This is a genomic window from Bifidobacterium felsineum (assembly GCF_002802915.1).
Taxonomy (GTDB): domain Bacteria; phylum Actinomycetota; class Actinomycetes; order Actinomycetales; family Bifidobacteriaceae; genus Bifidobacterium; species Bifidobacterium felsineum.
Window position 1 is genome coordinate 101697 of record NZ_PEBJ01000002.1, and the last position, 24284, is coordinate 125980.

Sequence of the window (24284 nt, forward strand, 5' to 3'; positions counted from 1 at the left end):
GAGGAATATTATGACTACCAACTCCAACGCACAGATGCTGGCCATGCAGAAGGAGCACGGCCCGCTGCTCGAAGTCAAGAATCTCGCCGTCGACTTCACCACGGACACCGGTAAGCCGGTGCACGCCGTGCGCAACTCCTCCTTTACCGTCTACCCGGGCCAGTGGGTGGCCATCGTGGGCGAGTCCGGTTCCGGTAAGTCCACCTCCGCCATGGCTGTCTTGGGTCTGCTGCCGGGCACTGGTCATGTGGTCGGTGGTTCCATCAAGCTCGACGGCCAGGAGATCGCAGGCGCCAAGCAGTCCGAATTCGACAAGCTGCGCGGCACCAAGATGGGTCTGGTCCCGCAGGACCCGATGAGCAACCTGAACCCGGTGTGGCGTATCGGCACCCAGGTCAAGGAAGCGCTGAAGGCCAACAACATGGACGTGGCCCACGAGAAGCGCTCCGCTCTCGCCAAGGCTCTGGCCGGCGAAGACGCAGCTGTGGAACTCAAGGGCAGCGATGATGAGACCTTCCTCGGTTCCAAGGAGATGCCGGCCCTGATGGACGAAGCCAAGAAGGCTTTGACTGAAGCTGGCGTCACCGGCGAAGCATTCGATAAGGCCGTGGCACGCTTCGAAAGCGAATGGGTTCCGGGCTCCGAAACCCGTTGGCGTGTGGCCGATGACCTCATCAAGGCTGGTGTGTCCGACGATCAGGCTTGGTACCTGGCCAAGAAGTATGTCACCGGTTCCAGCATGGACGATCGCATCGCAGGCCTGCTTTCCGAAGCCGGTCTGCCGGATGCCGCCACCCGTGCCCGTCAGTTCCCGCACGAGTTCTCCGGTGGTATGCGCCAGCGTGCGCTCATCGCCATCGGTCTGGCTTGCCGCCCTGATCTGCTCATCGCCGACGAGCCGACCTCTGCACTGGACGTGACCGTGCAGAAGCGCATCCTCGACCACCTGCACTACCTGACCGACTCTCTCGGCACCGCAGTGCTGTTCATCACCCACGATCTGGGCCTCGCCGCCGAGCGTGCCCAGCACATCGTTGTGATGTACAAGGGTCAGGTCGTCGAGTCCGGTCCGTCTCTGGAAGTGCTCCAGCACCCGCAGCACCCGTACACCAAGCGACTGGTGGCTGCTGCTCCGTCTCTGGCTTCCCAGCGCATCATCTCCGCCAAGGAGCGCGGTGAGAACGCCGATGCTCTGCTGGACCACAAGGTGGCTGATGAGAACGAGCTTGAAAAGAGCGAGCACATCATCACCGTTGACCACCTGACCAAGGAGTTCAAGCTTCCGCGTAAGAAGGAAATGTTCAAGGCTGTCGATGACGTGTCCTTCTCCGTCAAGCGTGGCACCACTCTGGCCATCGTGGGTGAATCCGGTTCCGGTAAGTCCACTGTGGCGAACATGGTGCTCCACCTGCTGAAGCCCACCTCTGGCAAGGTGTTCTACGAAGGCCGCGACACCTCGACGTTCAATGCCAAGGATTTGCTGGACTTCCGCCGCCATGTGCAGCCGGTGTTCCAGAACCCGTACGGCTCCCTGGATCCGATGTACTCCATCTACCGTTCCATCGAAGAGCCGCTGCGTATCCACAAGATCGGCGACCAGAAGTGGCGTGCCAACCGTGTCAAGGAACTGCTTGACATGGTGGAAATGCCGCAGTCGGTGATGGGTCGTTACCCGAACGAGCTTTCCGGTGGCCAGCGCCAGCGTATCGCCATCGCACGTGCTATGGCCCTCGACCCGGATGTCATCGTGTGCGATGAGGCTGTCTCCGCCCTTGACGTGCTGGTTCAGGATCAGGTGCTGCATCTGCTCAACGATCTGCAGGCCGAAAAGGGCTTGAGCTACCTGTTCATCACCCACGATTTGGCTGTGGTTCGTCAGATCGCCGACGAAGTCGTGGTGATGCAGCACGGCAAGCTCGTCGAACACGCCACCACCGATGAAGTGTTCGACCACCCGCAGAAGCAGTACACCCGAGACCTGCTCGACGCCATTCCAGGCGGCAAGCTCCAGCTCGGTCTGGACTGATTGTAAAACTCAAAGCAGTTGCCGGCGAAGCTCGGCATACATAGTGCCCGACACACTCAAGGCCGTTTGGCCAAGCTTACAGTCGGTCACTATGTATGCCGGGCTTCGCCTTATTGAATTACAAAATGCCTCAGTAATTGTTTATATGGTTGATACGGAGGTGATGGTTGGGATATGCGTTGCTGGACCGTAGGCTTGGCCGAACGGCCTTGAGTGTGTCCAGCAACGCATATCCCAACCATCACCGGCCTCACGGCCAGAGTAATTAATCACACGTCATAGGTGATGGTTAGGGGAGCATGGTCGGACCAGCGTAGGTCGTAGGTGGGGGCTTTGTCGATGACGAATCCGCGGGCGGTCTCCGCAAGCTCGGGCGTGGCGAACTGATAATCAATGCGCCAGCCGACATTGTTGTCGAAAGCGCGGCCACGTTGACTCCACCATGTATATGGGCCTTGGATATCGCCGGCAAGGTTGCGCATCACATCAACGAATTCATATTCGTTCAGCCATTTGTCAACGTACGCGCGTTCTTCAGGCAGGAATCCGGCATGCTTCTCGTTGGCCTTGGCGTTCTTGATATCCAACGGCGTATGCGCGATATTGAAGTCGCCGCAAAGCACGGCCTGCTTACCACCACGCGCTGCTTCATCTCGCAGCTCGCCCATACGAATCAGCATCGTGTCCAAGAATCGGTATTTCTGTTCCATCTTGAGCGGGTCATCGGTATTGCCGGCATGCACATACACGCATACCACGGTGATCACATAGCCTTGCGGCGTGCGGATATCCGTTTCAATCCAACGGCCGGAATCCACATCGTCGTTCAATCCCGGCAAACCGTATCGCTGCTCGACAACCGGCAAATCAGAGAGCAACGCCACACCTGCACGACCCTTCACCCGGCAGATTTCATTGGTGAGCGTGAAATCCTCGGCCGATTCTATGACGCCTGCCTGAGCGTATTCAAATGCGAGCTTGCCGTAAATCTTGTCGATATCCGGCTGCGGGGCACGAACCTCCTGCATGCACCAAACATTCGGCGTATGTCTGCCCGCCCATGTGGTAATGCCCTTGCGATCGGCGGCTCGCAAACCATTGACATTGGAAGTGGTAATAGTGATGGTCATGCGGCCATAGTATTCACTTCCGCCTACCAATCCACGTCAATGGATTTGCTGAACGCTGCCGGCAAATCAATAACATCAATGTTCAGCTTTCTTTGAGCCGGGGTGCTAGGCTTAGCAGGGTTGCAACCGTTACATGAAACGAGGAATTATGGGACTGTTCGGATTCGGTAAGAAGAAGGACAAGAAGGAAGCCAAGCCGGCTGAAACCGTCGATGAAGACAAGGTAGCCGCCGAGGCTGCTAATGCCGCGGCCAAGGCGGAGAGCGCCGAAACCGTGCTGGCCGAGCCGTCCAATGAATATGAGGGCCGTGGCGAAGAGCGAGGCCCGTGGGACGTGAACGATGAAGACGTTCCGGATTACGACGATTATCTGGACCTCGGCGCCTACTATCTACCGTTCCTGCAGGGCATCGAACTGCGAATCAAGGCCAGCCGCGCCACCCAGCAGGTGCTGGGTTCCACCATTACCTATGGTGCCTCCAGCTTGGAAATCGAAGCGTTTGCCGCTCCGAAGACCATGGGTTTGTGGGATGATGTGCGCGCTGATCTGCTCGAGGCTAATAAGAACGCTTCTGAGACCGAAGGTGTGTTTGGCACTGAGCTGAAGCTGCCGGTCAACGTCAAGGGCGGCAAGACCGTGAACACTCGTATTGTCGGTGTGGACGGTCCGCGCTGGATGTTGCGTGGCATCTTCTCCGGCAAGGCCGCCGTGGATCCGGACAGCCCGGAGACTCGCGCGCTGAACAAGTTCTTCGCAGACATTGTGGTGGAGCGCGGCGAGGAGCCGCTCGCTCCACGCGATCTCATTCCGATGCACCCGCCGGTCGCCCCGGCGGAGCGCAAGGCCGCCAAGGCTGCTGCCGAGGCCGAAGGCCAGGACGGCAAGGAGCACTTCAAGGACATCCCGGACAACAAGCCGAAGGGCCCGCTGAGCCAGGATCAGACCACCGAGGTTAAGACCACGCTCGCCCGTGGCCCGATGTTCTCCGAAGTCCGCTGACCTTGGCAGAGCAGAAGAAACGCACTGGTCTATCCGCACTGGCCGACGCTGGCAGCGATGCGGAGGATTTCTCCGTTATCGATGCCATCGGCGGTCCGCGCGGAGTCATTGAATCCATGCTGCCCGGCGTGGTGTTCGTCGTGCTGTTCGTGGCTACCAGCAATCTGAACCTGACCATCGCGGTATCCGCGGTGCTAGCAGTATTGCAGGTCATTGTTCGACTGATTCAGCGGCAGTCGGTTATGGGTGCATTGTCTGGCTTGATTGCTGTAGGCGTCTGCCTTGTCTGGGCATGGCAGACGCATGAGGCGCGCAATTATTACGTATTCGGATTCATCACCAATGCTGCTTATGCCGTATTGCTTACGGTTTCGCTGATTGCTCGCGTGCCGGGACTCGGCTTGGTAATCGAATTCATCCGCAGCTTGCCGACCGAACAGTTCAAAGCATGGTTCGATGATTGGATGGGTGATAAGCCGCTCAAACGCGCCTATATGATTGTCACTGGATTGTGGACCGGATTGTTCGTGCTGCGTCTTATTGTGCAGGTTCCTCTGTATGTGACTGATCATGTGGCGGCCCTCGGCATCACACGGTTACTGATGGGCATCCCATTCTGGGCTCTTGCCATTTGGGTAAGCTATCTGATTATCGCCACTCCTATGCATAAACATAAAGCCCTTGCCAGAAAGGACAGTGATGCAAGCTGAGGTTCGCATCGAACGATACGCCGATCAAGGCCGCTGCGTGGCACATATCGATGGCCGCGTGGTATTCGTGCGCTTCGCTCTACCAGGCGAACTGCTGCGCATTGAATTGGATGAGCCTCATGATCGCGACGACCGTTTCTGGACTGGCGAAGTGGTGGAAGTGCTTGAGCCTTCACCTGATCGTGTTGCCCCGGCATGGCCTCTTGCCGGCCCATTGGCTATGGGTGGAGGAGTAGGCGGAGCCGACCTTGTGCATGTGTCGTTGCCCGGGCAGATTCGGTGGAAAGCCATTACCGTTTCCGAGCAGATGAGCCGTCTCGGTCATGTGGATGTTGCGGTTCCTGTGGAGCGTATTGCCGGTGACGAGGAGTTGGGCGGACTTCACTGGCGCACACGCATTGAGATGATTGTCGATGAGCAGGGGCGCCCATCCATGCGTCGCCGTGGCACGCATCATCGTGTGGCCATCGATACCATGCCGTTGGCCAGCCAGGCTCTGTTGCATATTGCCGATCAGGAACATATCTGGGATGGTGGATTCGAGCCGGGCTCGCAAATCAGACTTTCTGTTCCTGAACCTCGCGGTAGTGAGGCGCTACCCAATGATTATGCGGTGCTGGTCGATGGCGAATTGCGTTCGGGCAACCAGCTGCTGACCGAGCAGATGCCGGTCAACGGGTCTATGTTCACCTATCATGTGGATGCCGGCGGATTCTGGCAGATGCATCGTGGAGCGCCAATCGCGCTCGTATCCCATGTGATTGATGTGGCCAATAATCAGCTTCAGGGCAAACTGGACCCGGTGATTTGGGATCTCTACTCCGGTTCCGGCCTGTTTACGTTGCCGCTGGCCACATTGACCGGCGAACATACGCGTATGTTCAGCGTGGAAGGCGCAACCGTGGCTGTTAAGAACGCGCAGCGCAACCTACGCGCCATGGGACTGACCAATGTCGACGCGCGCACCGGCGACGTCTCCCGCACGTTGAATCACGTTCCTGCCAATCTTGCCAAGCCGGATGTGGTAGTGCTAGATCCGCCTCGTGCGGGAGCCAAAGCCAAGGTTTGCCGCCAGATAGCAGCCTCTGGTGCTCCCAATGTGATTTACATTGCCTGTGATCCGACCTCGCTCGCCCGTGATACGGCCACGCTCATCGCCGAAGGTTACCGGTTGCAGGATATTCGAGCATTCGACATCTATCCGATGACCCACCATGTGGAAACCGTGGCCCTGTTCACCCGCTAATATGCGAACCATGAGCCATCGAATCAGAGCGGTCATAAGCGCAGTGATTTGCGCGATGACTGTACTATCGTTGTCCGCCTGCACGCCGGTCAATCGAGCTGTGGGCGACACTCAGGATACGACATCTGAAGTTGCCCATGACTCCGTACATGCCTCAGATGCTGAAGTAGGATTCGTGGGCTCTGAGGATTCCGCTGCGGATAAGCTTGCCATTGATGCACTTGTCGATGCGGATATCAACGTCTATTACGCGGCCTTCAATGCCGCAGATGATGGGGGAGCGAGTACCGCGCAGCAGTCGGTTACCGATTTCGTGGCACGATCCGTCGATTTTATTGTCATCAGCGGATTCAATATTACGGATACGAATCGTGATGCTTGGGTTCAAACGCTTACTAATGCTCGTGAGGCGGGAATACCGGTGGCATTGTTGAACCCCAACAATCTGCCGGACGATAATGTGCTGTACGCGGCCGCATTGACCGTAAATGATCGTGATGCCAATGCCTCGCGCATATCGGATGCGGTGATGACAATCATCCACGATGAACCGCATGAACGCTCCATCGTCGTATCGACGGTTTCATGAAACCTTCTCTTCGCCTTCAGCGCAGGTAAGGCATAACGCGCTAGTCTTGCAACCATGAGTGCAACAGCAACCGTGAACATGCCTGATATCAGCGAAACCGGCCTTAGTGCGCAGGAAGTGTCGCAGCGTATCGAAAGTGGCCAATCGAACGCGGTGAAGACCTCCACGTCGCGATCGGTCAAAGACATCGTTCGAGCCAACGTGTTCACGTTGTTCAATGGTCTTATTTTCGTGGCGATGGTGATGGTGTTGCTCACCGGATCGTGGAAGGATTCGGTATTCGGTTTCGTCATCATCATCAACACCGGCATCGGTATCGTCACTGAGCTGAAGGCCAAGCGAACGTTGGACAAGCTTTCCATTCTGGTGGCCTCGGATTTTTTGGTGCGACGTGACGGCAACGACGTCGAAGTACCGCACAACGAAATCGTGCTCGGCGATCTGCTGTGGATTCGCTCCGGCGAACAAGTGCCCGCAGACGGTCAAATCGTTGAAACTTGGGGATTGGAACTCGATGAATCGATGCTCACCGGCGAATCACGTACGGTGAGGCATAAGGCGGGGGAGCAGGTGTACTCCGGTGCGACCGCCGTCTCCGGCATGGCGTTGGTCAGGGTCAACGCCGTAGGTAGCCATTCGTATGCCGCCACACTTACCGCTCAGGCGAAGGTCTACAAGAAAACCGTGTCTGACCTGAACAAGGGCATCAATACGATCTTGAAATTCATGACCTTTTTGGTGGTGCCGTTATGTGTGCTGCTGATTCTCTCGCAGGTACATGCGGTAGGCGGATGGAATCATGCGATCGCCACGGGAGAATGGCGTGCGGCCGTGGTCGCCGCCGTAGCAGGTGTGGTCGGCATGATTCCCGAAGGTCTGGTGTTGCTGACTTCTCTGAATTTTGCCGTAGCAGCGATGCGACTTGCCCGACACAATACGTTAGTGCAGGAATTGGAATCAGTGGAGACGCTCGCCCGCGTGGATGCATTGAATTTGGATAAAACCGGCACGATTACGAATGGTTCTATAGCTTTCCATCAGCTGATCATGCTTGACGCTACGGCTAATGCGGATGCTGAGAAGGAAACGACGCAGGCACTCTACGATTGCTGCAATGAAGAGCAGCCGAACGGTACTGGCAAGGCGGTACTGGCTGGATTGCAGTCTCAAGGCTATGAGCCAGGGCAAATTACTGATCGAGTGCCATTCTCGTCCGCCCGCAAGTGGAGCGCAGTGGTTAAACCTGATGGCATCTGGACCATGGGTGCTCCGGAAGTGATGATTTCGGCGCTTGACGGGGATTATGCGGATGTGCTGGACCAGGTCAACGCATACGCCAATGATGGCAATCGCGTGCTGCTGGTCGCAAGGTCTCTCCCTCAGTCGGCTACGCCGACAGCTCCCTCATCAGAGGGAGCCGATGAGATGGATTCTCTGGTGAGCGGCAAGGTCTCATCTGAGGGAGCCGATATTGCCGATAGTCTTCGGCTCGACCCACATGCCAAGCCGATTGCATTGGTACTGTGCGCCGAACAGATTCGCGTTGACGCCGAGCAAACACTCGCATGGTTCCGCGAACAGGGCGTGCGTTGCCGCGTGATTTCCGGCGATAATCCAGTTACCGTTGGTGCAATTGCCCGAAAAGTGAAGCTCACTGGCGAGCGTGAACCAGTGGCGATGGACGCGCGCAAACTTCCTGACGATGTGAACGAACTGGCGCGCGTACTGGAAAACGTGGACGTGCTCGGCCGAGTGCTGCCGAATCAGAAGAAGGCGATTGTCGAGGCGTTGCATGCGCAAGGCCATGTGGTGGCCATGACCGGCGACGGCGTCAATGACGCGCTCGCCATCAAAGAGGCCGATCTGGGTATCGCTATGGGCAATGCAGCCCCTGCCACCAAAGCCGTGGCGCAAGTGGTGCTCGTTGATTCCAAATTCTCCCATCTGCCGGATGTGGTGGCTCGGGGCCGTCAGGTGATGGCCAATATGGAGCGTGTGGCCAGCCTGTTTTTGGTCAAAACCGTGTACTCGGCTCTGATTTCGCTCGGCGTGGTGCTGACTCAGATTCCATACCCGTATCTGCCGAGGCATATCACCTACATCGGTGCGCTCACCATTGGTATGCCGGCATTCATTCTGGCGCTGGCGCCTAATACCCGCCGCTATATTCCGGGATTCCTGAAACGCGTGGTGAAATTCGCGTTGCCTGGCGGCATCGCCACCGCACTGTCTGTGCTTATGGCGGCATGGGTGCTCCCGAACATCATGGGGTGGAATGTGATTTCCAATGATGCGGATCTCGCTGCACAGCGAGCCACAAGCGCCATCATTCTATTTGTGATGGGTGTGTTTGTGCTGGCTCGCGTGGCACGGCCGCTCAACAGCTGGCGCGGTGCATTGGTCGCCGTGTTCGCCGCTGCGGGTGTGATTGGCGCGTTCATTCCATTCGTTGCACAGTTCTTCGCACTGATGATTCCAACAGGTGCTACATTGCTGGCCACCGTGATTGCGTTGGCGAGTGCTGCCGTGATTTTCGCGTTGTGCCTGTGGCTGGTCCCGCTTGTCGGTCATGCTGCGGCCAGTATGTTGCGCAGACACGGCTTCACCATCTGAAAAATCGCATATTGTCTCACGTTTTAATCCGACACGCCAGAGGCAAAGTAACGTACCCGTACCATTTGAAGCGGATAATCAGCGGCATCAACAGCCGATACATGATTTCGGAGGCAATATGTCCTTACGTGACGCTCAACTGGCGACGCTCAAAGCCGCTGGCAAGGACTTCGATTACTACAACATCGCCAATCTCGACGGTATCGATCACCTGCCTTACTCGTTGAAGGTACTCGTAGAGAATCTGGTACGTAACATCGATGGTGCGAACATCACCGATGAGCATGTCAAGACCTTGCTGAATTGGGATCCTGCAGCCCAGCCCAGCCACGAGATTCAGTTCACCCCGTCACGAGTCATCATGCAGGACTTCACCGGCGTGCCCTGCATTGTGGATCTTGCCACCATGCGTGATGCGGTGAAGGACCTTGGCGGCGATCCTGAGGTTATCAACCCGCAGGTTCAATCCGACATGGTCATCGATCACTCCGTGCAGATCGACAAGTATGGCATCGCCGACGCCGTGCAGCAGAACATGGATATCGAATACCAGCGCAACGGTGAACGCTACCAGTTCCTGCGTTGGGGCCAGCAGGCGTTCAAGAACTTCCGCGTGGTGCCACCGGGAACCGGTATCATCCACCAGGTCAACATCGAATACCTCGCCAAAGTGGTGATGAGCAAAGACTCCGGCCTGAATGATGGCCGACAGCTCGCCTACCTTGATTCCTGCGTAGGCACCGACTCCCATACCACCACCGAAAACGGTCTCGGCGTACTCGGCTGGGGCGTTGGTGGTATCGAAGCCGAAGCCGCCATGCTCGGACAGCCGATTTCCATGCTTGTGCCGCGCGTGGTCGGTTTCAAGCTCACCGGTTCCATCCCGGAAGGCGTCACCGCCACCGACGTGGTGCTGACCATCACCGATATGCTGCGCAAGCATGGCGTGGTCGGCAAGTTCGTGGAATTCTACGGCGAAGGCATCGCCTCCGTGCCGCTCGCCAACCGTGCCACCATCGGCAACATGGGCCCTGAATTCGGCTCCACTTGCGGCATCTTCCCGATTGACCAGGTTACCCTCGACTACCTGAAGCTCACCGGCCGCTCCGACGAACAGGTGGCCCTTGTCGAAGCCTACGCCAAGGCCAACAAGCTGTGGGGCGACGCCTCCGACCCGGATTACGTCGAGCCGCAGTACTCCGAATACGAGGAGCTCGACCTTTCCACTGTCAAGCCGTCCATCGCCGGCCCGAAGCGCCCGCAGGATCGCATCCTGCTCTCCGAATCCAAGAGCATGTTCGAAAAGACCCTGCCCGCCTACGAAACCGAGAAAACGGTCAAGGAGCCGGTTGCCGTTTCCACCGATTTCCGCGGCGACTTCGATCTGACCAACGGTGATGTGGCCATCGCATCCATCACCTCCTGCACCAACACCTCCAACCCATCCGTGATGATCGCCGCCGGCCTGATCGCCCGCAACGCTCACGCGCTGGGTCTGAAGCCGAAGCCATGGGTCAAGACCTCACTGGCTCCGGGCTCCCAGGTGGTGGCCGACTACCTGAAGGCCGCAGGCCTGCAGGATGATCTCGATGCATTGGGATATCAGTTGGTCGGCTTTGGCTGCGCCACCTGCATCGGCAACTCCGGCCCTCTGCTGCCCGAGATCTCCAAGGCCATCAATGAAAACGACCTGACCGTCACCGCCGTGCTCTCCGGCAACCGCAACTTCGAAGGTCGCATCAGCCCGGACGTCAAGATGAACTATCTGGCATCCCCGCCGCTCGTCATCGCCTATGCGCTCGCCGGCACGATGGACTTCGACTTCGCCACCCAGCCGCTCGGCAAGGATAAGAACGGTAATGATATCTACCTGAAGGACATCTGGCCCACTAACGCCGAAGTCGCAGCCGTGGTGGACGGAACGGTCAGCCGTGAAATGTTCCTGAAGGATTACGCCTCCGTATTCGACGGCGACCACCGTTGGAAGGGTCTGGATGTGCCGGAAGGCGAACTCTTCCAATGGGATGAGAACTCCACCTACGTGCGTAAGCAGACCTTCTTCGATGGCATGAAGGCCCAACCGGATCCGGTCAAGGACATTCATGGCGCCCGTGTGCTGGCTCTGCTCGGCGACTCGGTGACCACCGACCACATCTCCCCGGCAGGCGCATTCAAGGCCTCCAGCCCGGCCGGCAAGTACCTGACCGAGCATGGTGTGGCGCCAAAGAACTTCAACTCCTACGGTTCACGCCGAGGCAACCACGAAGTCATGGTGCGCGGTACGTTCGGCAACATCCGTCTGCGTAACCAGCTGCTTGCTTCTGTTGGCGAGGAGGTCACGCCCGGTGGTTTCACCTACGATTTCACCACTGGCAAGCCATCCACGATTTTCGACGCCTCGCTGAACTACAAGGCCGCGAGCACGCCGCTGGTGGTACTCGCCGGCAAGGAATACGGCACCGGCTCCTCCCGCGACTGGGCGGCTAAGGGCACGCTGATGCTCGGCGTCAAAGCCGTGATTACCGAAAGCTTCGAACGCATCCACCGTTCCAACCTAATCGGCATGGGCGTGCTGCCGCTGCAGTTCCCTGAAGGCGAATCCTACGAGACGCTGGGATTGAACGGCACGGAAACCTATGACATCGATGGGGTGGAGGAGCTGAATTCCGGCAAGACACCGAAGACCGTTCACATCACTGCCACGCACACCGACGGTTCCAAGACCGAGTTCGATGCCGTGGTGCGTATCGACACCCCCGGTGAAGCGGACTACTACCGCAATGGAGGCATCCTCCAATACGTGCTGCGCAACCTGATGAAGTAGGGATATCAGTAGTGTCAAAAGGTCGGCATCCCACTCGAGATGCCGACCTTTTTGCTATCGTCAACGTGTTGTGTCACCGAGTCTGCAAACGGCATTGCTTCCAGATATCGCTGAGCTTTTCTCCGTTGGACGTACGTTTCCATACTTCAAGGCCACCGCTGCGACGGCCGCCCGCAGCCGCGCGTGCGGCCGCAGTCGGCGTCGGATATTCTGAGCCATCATCCAAACGGAACCGTCCGTTTTCAGTAACCGTGGCATACCAACGCTCGCCCTTGCGCGGACGCTCCCAGACCAGTCGCTCGCCCGGCACCAAGAGCCCGGCCTGAATCACCTGGCGGATGGTCACACGCTTCGAGCTGCGGGTGGTGTGAGACACCGAGGACTGCGGAAGAGCCTCAATGTTTTGTGCCGTCAGATCATTGTGATTACGGTCATAGCGAATACCCCAATATTCCACGATAAGACGAATCGTCTCCTCCTGACGCTTCTCCAACAGGGTGGGCGTGCAGGCATTGAAATCCTTCAATTCGTTCGTCAATGGGAAGCGACGGGAATTCGGCCGTAACAGCATGGCATCGCGTCGGGCGGGAAATTCGCTGAATTTATCCAGTTGATTATCCTGACCCTGCACCAATGCCATGTTTCCCAAACGGTACAGCCAAAAGTCATGCTGTTCAGGCGACCAGTCAGCAAATGATTGCGATCGTTCGATATCCAACGGCATGATTGGCAGTGCGCTGAACCGACGCGGCCTATCGAGATGACCGCCTGCCTTCTGCTCATTGGCGCGCAATAACAGCAGACGCACCAGTGCGCTATCCGTTTGCATTTCCCCATGCAAGCGCACAATAGCGTTTTCCCGGTCATCATCGCTGATTTTGAGCCCATTGCTGCGCTCCACCAGATATCCTTTATCAAGGTCGCGGATTGCGGCATTCGCATATCCACGCCGGTCGATGGCATCGGTTCGAAGCAGCGTGCGAATGCCGGTTACCCGTTCAAGGGCTGAAAGAATCTCCAACAGACGTCGCTCATCATGCGGTTCCAACGATGCGAGCGTCACCGAGGATTTCGAAGCCCGGGACGCGCGCTGCACAAACGGTGAGCAGTCAGGGTTGCCAAGCTGACGATACGAGTTGACCAGCGCCCACATGGCCACCGGCTTCCACTCATGATTGCGGTAATCGTTGAGATTTTCCAGCCGATACCGTACTTCGTCCGGCAGTATCGTCTCACTTGGCCGGGTGAGAATCTGCCACGCCATCGCATATGGTGCAAGTACCGTATTGATGAATGTGGGCACCGTGCCGTTGCTGACATACGGCTTAAGCACATTGGCGAGGAAGTCCTCAATCAGCTTGTCGGTATCGGGCTGATGGGCGAGGATGAGATACAGATAAGCGAAGAACTCTTCGCTGTCACGCGGGTCATCGCCGATCGGGTCGATGATGTCATCCCATCGGGCGGTGTACATCTCAAGTTCCGCATCGCTTAGACCGGAGGTTGCACGCGCTTTGAACACATCGGATGGGGTGAGGGGAAGACCACGCATATTCATCACATCGAAGATGCGGTGCGCACCATCGAGATCATCGGTGGTAACGATGACCAAAGTCACTTGGTTGACCAGATATTGCGCGAATTGCTGCCGTGTGGAAGTGCTCCACGTGGATATCTCGTCATATACTTTGCGGATGTTGTTCACCATATTGCGTTGCGCTGCCGTGGCCAAATCATCGTTATCCATGTCGAACACGGATTCGAGATTGTCTTCCTGCACATGTTCGCGAAAGAATGCCGCATCTCGTTCGCGCAACGTCAATCGTGGCTCGTTCGCAATGCCACGCAGCTTGTCACCGGGCTCCACCAGCAGCGCGTCGAGCTGACGCATCAGATCCGCATCCTGCTCCAGATCACGCAGCACGGCGATGATGATGGACAGGGACACCAGACGCTGCTGCCCATCAATCACGTCGTATTGGCTATCGTCTTTGCGCACCAGAATCAACGAACCGAGGAAATACGGCGTATGGGGCGATTTGGAGGCATCCTTCAAATCACTGACCAGCTGCAGAATATTCTCCGGTTTCCATATGTATGCACGCTGGAAGGAGGGGATGGTGAATCGATAATCCGGAGTGAACACCCTGCCCAAAGGAAGTTCTTTTGCACTGATTGCCATACTGCATCCCCCTTAATGATCCTTTATTTCCGCATATGCTTGCGAATCCCCACTGGTGATTAGCCTACCAGCGTTTGCTGGGAGTCGATCGTGCCCTCATACAGGTAGAAGGACATGCTTTCCTGATGGACTCGGGATGCCGGCAGGGTTATGGATTCGATTTGCTTGAGGCCGGTGTGCTCGTAGAAGCCCACGTTGCAAGTGGTATCGGTGTACAGGAAGTACTTGCTGAGACCAGCGGTACGGAAATCGGCAATCATTCTGCGGAACATGCGCTTGCCGAGTCCCAGACCGCGTGCCTCGGGATCGAGCACGAACAGCACCACTTCCGCACCATAATCATGGCCTGATTTGCGTGCTCGGTGCGTAAGCTGATGGTCAATGGCCAGAATGCCAACGATTTCATGGATAGCCTTGATGCCCTCTGGAGCCGTCAGCAAACGACGCAGGCCATTGAGATAGTTGCGCTTATGCCGATTCCACGTGCCGCGCGTGTCGTGAGCATCGATACGGCCGAGAATCAAAGCCACCGGCTTGCCGTCTTTCACAGCGGCATAGGCATTGGTGGTACGCGCCAGACAATTCTCCCAATCGGCTTCCGCGGCAATCAAGCCGGTACACTCATCGAATTCGGCATACCAAGTACGGCGCACCAAATCAATCAATTGAGGGTAGTCATCACGTTGCAAAGGGCGTATGGTCACGGTTTCATTCATGCGTTCCATTATGCCCTGTATGCTTCGTCATCTATAACCGTGATGGTAAATCGGCCCGTTCCACCAATCGAGCCATCTGCACACGTCCCATATTGAGCTTGTCCGCTGCCGAGGAAAGATGCGCCTTTGCGGTACGCTCCGAAATAAACATACGACTGGCTATTTCGGCATTGGTATAGCCTTCCGCTGCCAATAATACGGCTTCGCGCTCGCGTTCAGGAAGCATATTGAGCAGGTCGCGTGCCTCGTCATGACGGTAATGTGGTCGTGACGCGTTGAGATCGGAGATAAGTTGTTTCTGGCTGGCGATATTGAATTGTGGAGCACCCTTACATACCGCGATAATACGTTGAAGAATCTCGTCCGGAGCATCGGTTTTCGAAACAAATCCTTCCGCGCCGGCTTCCACCGCGCGCTCCACTGTGCCGGACGGGCTCAGCGACGTCAGAATCAACACATGCGGGGCAGGGGAGAGGCTGCGCAGCTGGCGGGTTGCCTCGATGCCATCCGTTCCGGGCATAGCGATATCCATCAGCACCACATCAGGATGCTCTTTGCGTGCTCGCTCCACACAGGACGAGCCGTCAAGTGATGTGGAGACCACGGTGATGCGTCCATGCGAATAATCATTGAGGATCAAACTCATGGCTTGACAGATCATAGGGTCATCATCAATGATGCTCACACGAATGGTCGGGGATTCGCCGTCGTTGTTCTTCTCGCTCACGGTAGCCATCTTAGCTGCGCCATGGAAGCAGCACATCGACATGGAACAACCGTCGATCATCCATACCATAACGGCACTGCCCGCCTACGGACTGCACCCGCGCTACCAAACCGGATAGGCCCGCACCGGTTCGAGAAGTGGGCGCATCGTTGGTCAGAGGATTGCTGATATGAATATGCACACCTGATTGTTCGGATACGGTGATCTCCAAAGAAACCGGAGCTCCGGGCGCATGCCTACGTGCGTTGGTCAGTCCTTCTTGAACGGCTCGGTAGGCGATTTTGCTCATAGACTCATCCAGCTCGCTCAGTTGGTGAATATCAATCCAAGTGCTTAATGACGTACCGGAATTACGTACATCCGCGATAAGCGCGTCCAAGGATTCGCGGGTCAGTGAAGTACTGTCGGAAGGCCCCAGTTGCTCCCACGCTTGCTGCGGATTACGCAGCATATCAATGATTGAATGAGCCTCATCCAAAGCTCCAGCCGATTGACGGCGAATGTCTTCGGCCTTATCGGCCAAGGCCTGCGCTTCAGAGGAATCGCCGAGCTTGGATGCTTCCGCTTTAAGTGCACTGGCATTCAGCGCAAGGAGCGATAGGGAATGCGCAAGCGTGTCATGTGCCTCTGCGGCGATGGCGTCAGCCAGTTGTTGATTATTGAGATCGGTTTGCAGATTTTCCGCATGGCTTGTTGCGGCGTTCGCCAAAGCGTTCGCCGTACGTAGACGTGCCCGTGAACGAATATGCAAGCCAAGCAATGTGGCGATGGCTGATGCTGCCAGTGCGGTGATAATTGCGGTGAGGATGATGGTTGGCTCTTCGACCAGCATCACTATCGGTTTGCCTGAATCGCCGCCCGTATACGGCTTGGCGAAGATAAGATGCCAGAGTGAACCTTTTGCGGGTTGAGTGGCATCTCGTAATTGCGACCATAGCGTAATGGCGGTGCCTGCAATTACGGTTCGAATGCTGATGTTGCGCTGGGAGCGTCGTGCCAGAAGAGCGGTCATCGCCATCAAGACAAGCATGGAATCAAATGGAAACACCGCCACCATAATGCAGGCAATCCAGAACGTAGGTTCAGGATATTCGCTTCGAGCTAGCAGAAGAAAACCGGCGGGCAGCGAAATCAGTACGCATACGATGGCGAAAACGTAGCCTGGGGAATCTTCAGTGTAGTTCTGCGCGAAGAAGGCCGTTTGCATAAGACACATCAGACTTGCGAGCGGAATCATGACAACGGAACACCATACGCGAGTATGCACTGGCACATCATCACTGTGAGATGACGGCACAGTCGAGCCTGAGAGCATAGGCATGCGAAAGATGTTCTTCAAGTTCGTCATGACTTTCACTCTATGGCGTGCTTCATTGCCACGCTACTGGACATGCGGCATAGCAAATGATGCAAAACTGCCCGGGTGGGCAATAAGAAATGTCCGTTGGTCCACTGATGGTTACCGTCAAATCCCGGTAGCGTCGAAATAGTCAAAGCAACGTTTCCATTCGGTTTTGACCGATTCGAGCGAAGAGAAAGAAGCATGACATGACCAACAATAATTTCGCGCCTCAGCAGCCGGTGCAACCGACTTCGCAACAACCCATTCAGCCGCCCGCACAGCATAGTAAAAACAAGAAATCGCTATGGAAACGATGGTGGTTCTGGCTTATTATCATACTTGTGGTATTTGCCATTGCTGGTCAAGGAGCGGCAAAGAACAATAGCTCTGCAGGGAATACGCAGTCTTCTTCTTCTACTACTTCACAGCAAAGTTCAGCTGATGCCGATAGTCCAGATGAGAATACGCAGAATCAGCAAAAAGAATCAGAGAAATCTGATGTGCCAGCAGATTACAAATCAGCTTTACGCCAGGCTGATACCTATGCCAATACGATGCATATGTCAAAAGCAGGGGTATATGACCAGCTGACAAGTGAATACGGGGGCAAATTCTCAGCTGAAGCAGCGCAGTATGCAGTGGATAACGTGAAAACGGATTGGAATGCAAATGCGCTGGCAAAGGCGAAGACGTATCAGGAAACTATGGCTATGTCTCCCGAAGCGATTCGTGATCAATTGACGAGCCAGGCCGGTGAAAAATTCACGCCGGAAGAAGCAGACTATGCAATTGAGCACCTTAATGATTGATTAAATCGGTGAACTGACGGCGGATGGACGGTTGACGTATGACTGTCTACCCGCCGTTTCGCTGTTGGCCGAGCATATTCATGGAACGTTCAGGTTATCTCCTCTAGTATTGGTGGTGGAACACAACAAAGGAGCGATTATGACATTCGGTCAGCAGCCCCAGCACAACGGGCAGTACAACCCGCAATACAATACCCCAGACTACAACGCTGCCCAGCAGGCAGGCTACGGTCAGCAGTACATGCAGAACGGATACAACCAGCAGAACTACGGCCAACAGTATGCACAGCAGCCGTATGGGCAGAACCAGAACTTCCAGTACGCACAGCCGCAGGGCGCAGGTGCAGGCACCGCCGCCATCAACACGACGATGACCTACAACTATGAGCAGGCGCAGCGCGTCTCCGTGACGCGGGCCTACGGCGAAATGACCATCGGCCTGATCGTCACCGCAGTGGTGGCCGTACTTGGGCAGGTCACCGGCGCCTACTACAGCTTCCTGATGGCCACCGGCATGATCGGCCTGATTGGCCTGTGCGTGGCTCAGGTGGCGCTCGCCGTGATTCTCGGTGCACGCGTAATGAAGATGAGCACCACATCGGCCCGCGTCATGTTCTACGTGTACGCCGCGCTGATGGGCTTCACCTTGAGCTCTATTTTCATGGTCTATGATCTTGGCTCAATCGGTATGGCGCTTGGCATTACCGCGGCCTTCTTCTTCGCACTCACGATGTTCGGCATGACCACCAAGTTCAACATGCTCAAGGCCGGCCCGATTCTGATGGTCGGTCTGATTGTGCTCATCATCTCGCAGGTGGTGCTGATGTTCATGCAGGTTGATGGCATGACCCAGATCGTGTGCGCGATCGGTCTGATTCTCTTTGCCGGCATGACCATTTACGATGCCCAGTCCACGCGAGCATTGTTCGCCGCATACGAAGCACAGGGACCGGAGATGATCAAGAAGGTCTCCATCCTGTGCGCGCTGAACCTGTACTTGGACTTCGTGAACATGTTCCTGTACATCCTGCAGCTGTTCGGCAACAGGGACTAAGCCTCGATTCTGAGCAATATAATAATTGCCCGACCACATTGTGGCCGGGCTTTTTCATACCCGTCATAAGCGCGCATTAGGCTGGCTCACCGTGAAGAGACAAGAAATCATGGGTATGTTCGCCCTTGTGCTGACCGCATTAATCTGGGGATTCGCGTTTGTGGCGCAGGTGCAGGGCATGGATTCCATGTCTCCGCTGTTCTTCAACGCCTGCCGATTTACGCTTGGCGCGTTGTCTCTGGTGCCTATTCTTATCTGGCAGCGCGGCCAGAAGGCTCGTGGCCGCCAGGGGGGTGATACTACGGAAAGTGTCGCTGCGCAATCTGCTGCTGCATTGGACAATTCTCATGGCCGGCAAGGCGCGACGTCTTTTTGGCGGTCACTGCTCGCAAATCCTGTGGTCATTTCCGTGCTGTGCGGCATCATATTGTTCACCGCAAGCACTTTGCAGCAATACGGCATTCTCTATGGCAAATCAGCCGGTCGTGCCGGATTCCTGACCGCGCTTTACATTGTGATGGTGCCGTTGCTGGCATTTGTGTTCCTGCACCGGCGCATCGGCCTGCCGGTATTTGTCGCGGTGACAATGTCCATCATCGGTTTTTACTTCCTATGCATCACCGATGGTTTCGGCTCCATTGGGCTCGCGGATATTCTGCTGGTATTCACTGCGGCGCTGTTCGCCGCGCACATTCTGGTGATTGATGAATTAGGTGCGAAAGTCGATGCGATTGTGCTGTCATTTGGCCAGTTCTGCACCACCGCAGTACTGAGCTGGGTGGGCTCCCTGATGGAGGGCTCGGTGAACTGGACAGGTGCGCTCCACGCGTGGACGCCAATCGTGTACGCCGGCATCGGTTCGGTGGGCATCGCCTATACATTGCAAGTGGTGGGTCAACAGTGGGTGCCGCCCACCCGAGCCAGCCTGCTAATGAGCTTGGAATCGTTCTTCTCAGCTGTCGGCGGAGCAATATTCTTAGGCGAAATCATGACGCCACGCGGCTACCTTGGTTGCGCGCTGATCTTCTTCGGTACGTTGCTTGCGCAGGCTCCTGCCAAGCTGCCAAAATTCCTGCGCAAAGAATAACGATTCTCGTATAAGAACAGGTGCTGCAAAAAGCTCCCTTCCGGGGAAGGGAGCTGATATTGAGGGTCACGGAGCAAGGCAGTGCTTCCGGTGCGGATGAGTCGCTGCTCTAGTCCGTGGTCTTTGGCGCTTCGCCGACCTGTGGAGCACCATTGATATCACGATGGATGTTTTGCATCTGCACTTCGATGTTCTGCAGGCTGCGCGAGCAATCCAGCAGCGTCTGCGAATGCTCATTGAGCTTGGCATCCGGCAGATCGGTCTTGTAACGCAACGCATGCTCCAGGGAAGCCCAGTAATCCATGGCGATGGTGCGGAACTGTACCTCAACCGGTGTGTAATGCGCGCCAGAAGACAGAAACACCGGCACTGCGTAGATCACATGCAGCGAGCGATAGCCGTTCTGCTTCGGATTCTTGATGTAATCCTTCACGCGCAACACCTGGATATCCGATTGCGAAGACAGATAGTTCGAGACGGAATACACGTCATCGCGGTAATTACAGATCACCCGGATGCCTGCCACGTCGAACAGGTTGTCTTTGATGGAATTCACGCTGATCGGCAGACCCTTGCGCTCGAGTTTGCCGATGATGGAATTCACCGATTTCAGACGGCGCTCCATATGATGAATCGGGTCATGGCTGAATCGCACCTGGAACTCATCGTCGAGAATCTCCAGTTTGGTGCTGATCTCATACATGGCGCCTTCATACACCTGCATCTGATCGATGAATTCGGTAATTTCATCAGCGCTGAAGCGGCCTTCCGGCAAGTCCAGCATCTTCAGACGGGCGTTGAGGTCTGCGGTGTTGAGTCGATTATGTCGGTCAAGTATCACGTCAATTAATATACCCGGCCCATCCTGCCGAAACTGGATGAAGCCGGGGAATCTTCTACAATGCTTCATCGTTCACAGGGCAGCAGATGCCGACGCATGGCTGTAGGCTGTGATGATTGCATGACGCGCCCCATGACGAACCCGGCAGTTAGAATCTAGAACTTATGAACGAAGACATGATGACCGAGGCGGAGCGCGCCTCGATTGAAACCAGCGGAGCTGAAGCCGCAGCAGGGGAGCGAGGCAAGGGCGTATTCCATATCCATACGCTGGGCTGCCAGATGAACGTGCACGATTCCGAACGCATCGCCGGTGTATTGGAAGCGGATGGTTATGTGCCAGCCACACAAGAGCAGATCGACGCCCATGATTTTGATGTGATCGTGCTCAACACCTGCGCTGTACGTGAGAATGCTGCCGAGCGCATGTACGGTACCATCGGTCTGTTTAACCGTATTAAAATGCAGCGCCCGAATCTGCAGATTGCCGTCGGTGGTTGCATGGCACAGCTTGATCGCGAACGCATCGCCAAGCGTAAGCCATGGGTTGCCGCTGTATTCGGCACCAAGAACATCGAGGATTTGCCGAAGCTGCTCGATCAGAATCGCCTCACCGACAAGCCGCAGGTGAGGGTCAGCGACCAGTTGCAGGAGTTCCCGAGCCAGTTGCCTGCGGCTCGTGCCTCCCGCGTGAGCTCATGGGTGGCGATCTCCGTAGGATGCAACAACACGTGCACGTTCTGCATCGTGCCTACCACGCGCGGCAAGGAGAAGGATCGTCGACCGGGCGATGTGCTCGCGGAAATCCGCAAATGTGTGGCCGACGGAGCCAAGGAAGTGACGCTGCTCGGCCAAAACGTGAACTCCTACGGCTACGGTATCGGTGATCGTTATGCGTTCAGCAAACTGCTGCGTGCCTGTGGCGAAATTGAGGGACTGGAGCGTGTGCGATTCACATCGCCGCATCCGGCTGCGTTCACCGATGACGTGATTGCCGCGATGGCCGAAACACCGAACGTGATGCATCAGCTGCATTTCCCTTTGCAATCAGGCTCCGACCGTATTCTGCGTGCGATGCGTCGTTCCTACCGTTCCGCCAAGTTCCTGGATATTCTGGGGCGTATTCGTGCCGCCATGCCGGACGCTCAGATTTCCACCGACATCATCGTCGGTTTCCCCGGTGAGACGGAAGAAGATTTCCAGGCCACGCTGGACGTGGTGCGCAAGGCGCGCTTCTCCACGGCGTTCATGTTCATCTATTCGCCGCGCCCGGGCACTCCGGCCGCATCGATGGAACAGATTCCGCGTGATGTGGTGCAGGAACGATTCGACCGCTTGGTGGCCCTGCAGGAAGAAATCACGCAGGAGAATATGGAAAGCTTTGTTGGTCGTGATGTCGAGGTGATGATCACCGGCAAGCTTGGCAAGAAGGATTCCGATACGCACCGCGTCTCCGGCCGTGAAAAAACCGGCGTACTGGTGCATATCGGTGTGCCGGAAGGGCAGCCGGTGCCGGAGGTCGGTGATTTCGTGACCGTGACCGTGACACATGCCGGCCGTCATAACCTCCTTGCCGACCCGGATATCGCCGCCGGCCAAACCTATTCGGTCCGTCACTGAAGGAAGTCATTATGACTCAACGCGTCGTTTCCATCGTCGGCCCAACCGCATCCGGCAAAACCGGCCTCGGCATCGCCATCGCCAAGCGTTTGGCAGAGCAGGGCGAACGCGCCGAAATCGTGAATGCCGACGCTTACCAGATGTATCGCGGCATGGATATCGGCACTGCCAAGCCAACTGCCGAAGAACAGGCGGCTGTGCCACATCATCTGATCGATATCATCGACCCGGAGGAATCGATGAGCGTGGCCCGCTTCCAGGAGCTGGCTCGTGAAACCATCGCGGATTTGCAGTCGCGTGGCATTCGCCCGATCCTCGTCGGCGGTTCGGGTCTCTACGCGCGTGCGGCCATCGACGATATCTCCTTTCCCGGTACCGATCCTGAAATCCGCAAGAAATACGAGGAGCGGGAAAAAATCGAAGGTGCCGGAGCATTGTTCGAAGAGCTCAAGGCCAAGGATCCCGAAGCTGCCGCCCGTATGGACCCGCATAATCCACGCCGTACCATCCGCGCGCTAGAGGTTATCGAACTGACCGGTCGCCCATATTCGGCAAGCCTGCCACGTTACAAGTATGTGATTCCCTCAGTGCAGATCGGCTTGGATTTAAGCCGCGAGGAATTGGACCATCGCATCGACATACGCACCAAGCAGATGATGACCAACGGTTTCGTTGAAGAGGTGGAACGCCTACGCCCGCGCCTTGGCGCCACAGCCGTGCGTGCGCTCGGCTACCAGCAGATCATTGATCTGTTGGATGGCATCTGGGACGAATATGATGCCTTTGCTGACATTGCGCAGAAAACCAAGCGTCTCGCGCGCAAACAGATGGGATGGTTCGGCCGCGATCCACGCATCCACTGGCTGCAGGCGTTGAATCCGAAGCTGGTGGACAATGCGATGGCCATCATCGCGCACGCGGACGCCGGCGACTACGACCCCATCGACGCCCAAGCTGATGCCTATGTGCAGCATCACCTCGGCGACATCGTCGCAGCGTAAATCAGTGTGCAGGCCCCTGATCCCATCCGGCGATCAGGAACACGCGTGTCGGATTCGCAGGGCGTAGCATCGATTCGAACATGCGCTCGAACGCGGCAATATCCCCGCGATATGCCGTGTGCTTGGCCGTGCGATAGGCTTCACGCGTCACCAAGCCCCAGTCCAGATCCCAGCCGGCATCATGCGCGAGCCGGGAACCGAACATGCGCAGCACCATCGCGTTGCCTCCGCGGAACGGGTGCAAATAGCCAAGTTCGTCATACACAACGGCGAACTTGTGGATGAACACGTCCCTGTCCAACGCATGAAGATTACGGTTCTCCGCCAATTCCATCGCGATGTTATGCGCGCCCGTCTCAATCAAACCCGCTGGGAAGAATGCCTCCGGATTATTGGCTCGCGCCCGATCATTGGTCACTTCACGCGTGGTGTTCGACGTGCGTAGCTTTCCGGCGTCATCGAACACGCCCTCAAACAATCCGCGATGAATCGCCACCAACTCATCCAAGTCGCCGGACGGATTCCAACGGCGCTCAGCCAACAGTACTGTGCGCGCGAATACGGCATCCGCGCGATTCGTGGCGTGATCGTCCAAAGAGCCATCCGAAAGACGATTCTCCCCGGTCGGTCCCACGGCATGAATGCGCATGGAGGTTTGCTCATCGGCGATATCGATGAGCTGGCTTACATCCTGGCTGCCCTGTTCATAAGCCGCCGCGGCTCGCATCGTTGCCTCGCCCGGCGTCATGGCCTCCAGTGCGCAGTTCT

19 protein-coding genes and 1 pseudogene are annotated in these 24284 nt (G+C 56.5%); 13 read left to right on the forward strand and 7 right to left on the reverse strand.

The window, feature by feature from the left end; translation table 11 throughout:
- The first annotated feature begins 10 nt into the window (after window positions 1-10).
- Window positions 11-2026 carry a dipeptide ABC transporter ATP-binding protein gene (locus CSQ86_RS04035; RefSeq protein ID WP_100493849.1) on the forward strand — a complete coding sequence of 672 codons (2016 nt, stop codon included), beginning with the start codon at window positions 11-13 and terminating at the stop codon, window positions 2024-2026.
- 269 nt (window positions 2027-2295) lie between these two features.
- Here the strand turns inward: CSQ86_RS04035 and CSQ86_RS04040 are convergent, their stop codons facing one another.
- Window positions 2296-3156: an exodeoxyribonuclease III gene (locus tag CSQ86_RS04040; protein WP_100493850.1), complete on the reverse strand. Its 861-nt coding sequence runs from the start codon at window positions 3154-3156 to the stop codon at window positions 2296-2298.
- 148 nt (window positions 3157-3304) lie between these two features.
- On the opposite strand from CSQ86_RS04040, the gene CSQ86_RS04045 reads away from it, so the two are divergent.
- The 7 genes and pseudogenes from CSQ86_RS04045 to acnA all read left to right on the forward strand — a co-directional run bounded on the left by CSQ86_RS04045 (window position 3305) and on the right by acnA (window position 12138).
- Window positions 3305-4156, forward strand: a complete 852-nt coding sequence (locus CSQ86_RS04045; RefSeq protein ID WP_100493851.1) for a DUF3710 domain-containing protein — start codon at window positions 3305-3307, stop codon at window positions 4154-4156.
- Entirely contained in the window at window positions 4153-4866 is a 714-nt protein-coding gene (locus CSQ86_RS04050) for a DUF3159 domain-containing protein (protein WP_100493852.1), read from the forward strand. Before CSQ86_RS04045 ends, CSQ86_RS04050 begins: the two co-directional genes overlap by 4 nt.
- Window positions 4856-6112 (forward strand): class I SAM-dependent RNA methyltransferase, encoded by a 1257-nt coding sequence (locus CSQ86_RS04055; RefSeq protein WP_100493853.1) that lies wholly within the window; start codon window positions 4856-4858, stop codon window positions 6110-6112. Before CSQ86_RS04050 ends, CSQ86_RS04055 begins: the two co-directional genes overlap by 11 nt.
- A gap of 10 nt (window positions 6113-6122) precedes the next feature.
- Window positions 6123-6701, forward strand: a complete 579-nt coding sequence (locus tag CSQ86_RS04060; protein ID WP_240542284.1) for a type 1 periplasmic-binding domain-containing protein — start codon at window positions 6123-6125, stop codon at window positions 6699-6701.
- Window positions 6702-6944: 243 nt separating this feature from the next.
- Window positions 6945-7724 (forward strand): annotated as a pseudogene (locus CSQ86_RS10090) (HAD-IC family P-type ATPase); the annotation flags it as partial.
- A gap of 21 nt (window positions 7725-7745) precedes the next feature.
- The gene (locus CSQ86_RS10095) at window positions 7746-9314 is read left to right on the forward strand and encodes an HAD-IC family P-type ATPase (RefSeq protein WP_423734808.1); all 1569 of its coding nucleotides are present in this window, start codon (window positions 7746-7748) and stop codon (window positions 9312-9314) included.
- 118 nt (window positions 9315-9432) lie between these two features.
- Window positions 9433-12138 carry an aconitate hydratase AcnA gene (gene acnA / locus CSQ86_RS04070; RefSeq protein ID WP_100493856.1) on the forward strand — a complete coding sequence of 902 codons (2706 nt, stop codon included), beginning with the start codon at window positions 9433-9435 and terminating at the stop codon, window positions 12136-12138.
- Window positions 12139-12211: 73 nt separating this feature from the next.
- Here acnA and CSQ86_RS04075 read toward each other — a convergent pair whose 3' ends face one another.
- From CSQ86_RS04075 to CSQ86_RS04090, 4 genes are read right to left on the reverse strand one after another with little or no spacing between them, the layout of a single operon-like run.
- Window positions 12212-14320, reverse strand: a complete 2109-nt coding sequence (locus CSQ86_RS04075; protein WP_100493857.1) for a GmrSD restriction endonuclease domain-containing protein — start codon at window positions 14318-14320, stop codon at window positions 12212-12214.
- 59 nt (window positions 14321-14379) lie between these two features.
- On the reverse strand, window positions 14380-15036 hold the full coding sequence (locus tag CSQ86_RS04080) for a GNAT family N-acetyltransferase (RefSeq protein ID WP_100493858.1): 657 nt from the start codon (window positions 15034-15036) through the stop codon (window positions 14380-14382).
- 31 nt (window positions 15037-15067) lie between these two features.
- Window positions 15068-15772, reverse strand: coding sequence for a response regulator transcription factor (locus CSQ86_RS04085; RefSeq protein ID WP_100493859.1), 705 nt, complete (start codon window positions 15770-15772; stop codon window positions 15068-15070).
- A gap of 1 nt (window position 15773) precedes the next feature.
- Entirely contained in the window at window positions 15774-17000 is a 1227-nt protein-coding gene (locus CSQ86_RS04090) for a sensor histidine kinase (protein ID WP_165773765.1), read from the reverse strand.
- 311 nt (window positions 17001-17311) lie between these two features.
- On the opposite strand from CSQ86_RS04090, the gene CSQ86_RS04095 reads away from it, so the two are divergent.
- From CSQ86_RS04095 to CSQ86_RS04105, 3 genes are all read left to right on the forward strand, one after another.
- Window positions 17312-17914 carry an Ltp family lipoprotein gene (locus CSQ86_RS04095; RefSeq protein ID WP_100493860.1) on the forward strand — a complete coding sequence of 201 codons (603 nt, stop codon included), beginning with the start codon at window positions 17312-17314 and terminating at the stop codon, window positions 17912-17914.
- A gap of 139 nt (window positions 17915-18053) precedes the next feature.
- Window positions 18054-18968, forward strand: coding sequence for a Bax inhibitor-1/YccA family protein (locus tag CSQ86_RS04100; protein ID WP_100493861.1), 915 nt, complete (start codon window positions 18054-18056; stop codon window positions 18966-18968).
- Between the two features lie 115 nt (window positions 18969-19083).
- Entirely contained in the window at window positions 19084-20055 is a 972-nt protein-coding gene (locus tag CSQ86_RS04105; protein WP_100493862.1) for a DMT family transporter, read from the forward strand.
- A 109-nt stretch (window positions 20056-20164) separates the two neighbouring features.
- On the opposite strand, the gene CSQ86_RS04110 is transcribed toward CSQ86_RS04105, so the two are convergent.
- Window positions 20165-20965 (reverse strand): GTP pyrophosphokinase, encoded by an 801-nt coding sequence (locus CSQ86_RS04110; protein WP_100493863.1) that lies wholly within the window; start codon window positions 20963-20965, stop codon window positions 20165-20167.
- Between the two features lie 95 nt (window positions 20966-21060).
- Here CSQ86_RS04110 and miaB point away from each other — a divergent pair, with 95 nt between their 5' ends.
- The gene (gene miaB / locus CSQ86_RS04115; RefSeq protein ID WP_165773736.1) at window positions 21061-22515 is read left to right on the forward strand and encodes a tRNA (N6-isopentenyl adenosine(37)-C2)-methylthiotransferase MiaB; all 1455 of its coding nucleotides are present in this window, start codon (window positions 21061-21063) and stop codon (window positions 22513-22515) included.
- Between the two features lie 11 nt (window positions 22516-22526).
- The gene (gene miaA, locus CSQ86_RS04120) at window positions 22527-23516 is read left to right on the forward strand and encodes a tRNA (adenosine(37)-N6)-dimethylallyltransferase MiaA (RefSeq protein ID WP_100493865.1); all 990 of its coding nucleotides are present in this window, start codon (window positions 22527-22529) and stop codon (window positions 23514-23516) included.
- A 1-nt stretch (window position 23517) separates the two neighbouring features.
- On the opposite strand, the gene CSQ86_RS04125 is transcribed toward miaA, so the two are convergent.
- A complete protein-coding gene (locus tag CSQ86_RS04125; protein WP_240542291.1) occupies window positions 23518-24264 on the reverse strand; it encodes a Fic/DOC family protein in 747 nt (248 codons plus the stop codon).
- Window positions 24265-24284 lie beyond the last annotated feature (20 nt).

Coding starts and splice junctions, on each gene's coding strand:
- CSQ86_RS04035 (WP_100493849.1), top strand. CDS start 11: ATGACTACCAACTCCAACGCACAGATGCTGGCCATGCAGAAGGAGCAC.
- CSQ86_RS04040 (WP_100493850.1), bottom strand. CDS start 3,156: ATGACCATCACTATTACCACTTCCAATGTCAATGGTTTGCGAGCCGCC.
- CSQ86_RS04045 (WP_100493851.1), top strand. CDS start 3,305: ATGGGACTGTTCGGATTCGGTAAGAAGAAGGACAAGAAGGAAGCCAAG.
- CSQ86_RS04055 (WP_100493853.1), top strand. CDS start 4,856: ATGCAAGCTGAGGTTCGCATCGAACGATACGCCGATCAAGGCCGCTGC.
- CSQ86_RS04060 (WP_240542284.1), top strand. CDS start 6,123: ATGAGCCATCGAATCAGAGCGGTCATAAGCGCAGTGATTTGCGCGATG.
- acnA (WP_100493856.1), top strand. CDS start 9,433: ATGTCCTTACGTGACGCTCAACTGGCGACGCTCAAAGCCGCTGGCAAG.
- CSQ86_RS04075 (WP_100493857.1), bottom strand. CDS start 14,320: ATGGCAATCAGTGCAAAAGAACTTCCTTTGGGCAGGGTGTTCACTCCG.
- CSQ86_RS04080 (WP_100493858.1), bottom strand. CDS start 15,036: ATGAATGAAACCGTGACCATACGCCCTTTGCAACGTGATGACTACCCT.
- CSQ86_RS04085 (WP_100493859.1), bottom strand. CDS start 15,772: ATGGCTACCGTGAGCGAGAAGAACAACGACGGCGAATCCCCGACCATT.
- CSQ86_RS04090 (WP_165773765.1), bottom strand. CDS start 17,000: ATGATTCCGCTCGCAAGTCTGATGTGTCTTATGCAAACGGCCTTCTTC.
- CSQ86_RS04095 (WP_100493860.1), top strand. CDS start 17,312: ATGACCAACAATAATTTCGCGCCTCAGCAGCCGGTGCAACCGACTTCG.
- CSQ86_RS04100 (WP_100493861.1), top strand. CDS start 18,054: ATGACATTCGGTCAGCAGCCCCAGCACAACGGGCAGTACAACCCGCAA.
- CSQ86_RS04105 (WP_100493862.1), top strand. CDS start 19,084: ATGTTCGCCCTTGTGCTGACCGCATTAATCTGGGGATTCGCGTTTGTG.
- CSQ86_RS04110 (WP_100493863.1), bottom strand. CDS start 20,965: ATGAAGCATTGTAGAAGATTCCCCGGCTTCATCCAGTTTCGGCAGGAT.
- miaB (WP_165773736.1), top strand. CDS start 21,061: ATGAACGAAGACATGATGACCGAGGCGGAGCGCGCCTCGATTGAAACC.
- miaA (WP_100493865.1), top strand. CDS start 22,527: ATGACTCAACGCGTCGTTTCCATCGTCGGCCCAACCGCATCCGGCAAA.
- CSQ86_RS04125 (WP_240542291.1), bottom strand. CDS start 24,264: ATGACGCCGGGCGAGGCAACGATGCGAGCCGCGGCGGCTTATGAACAG.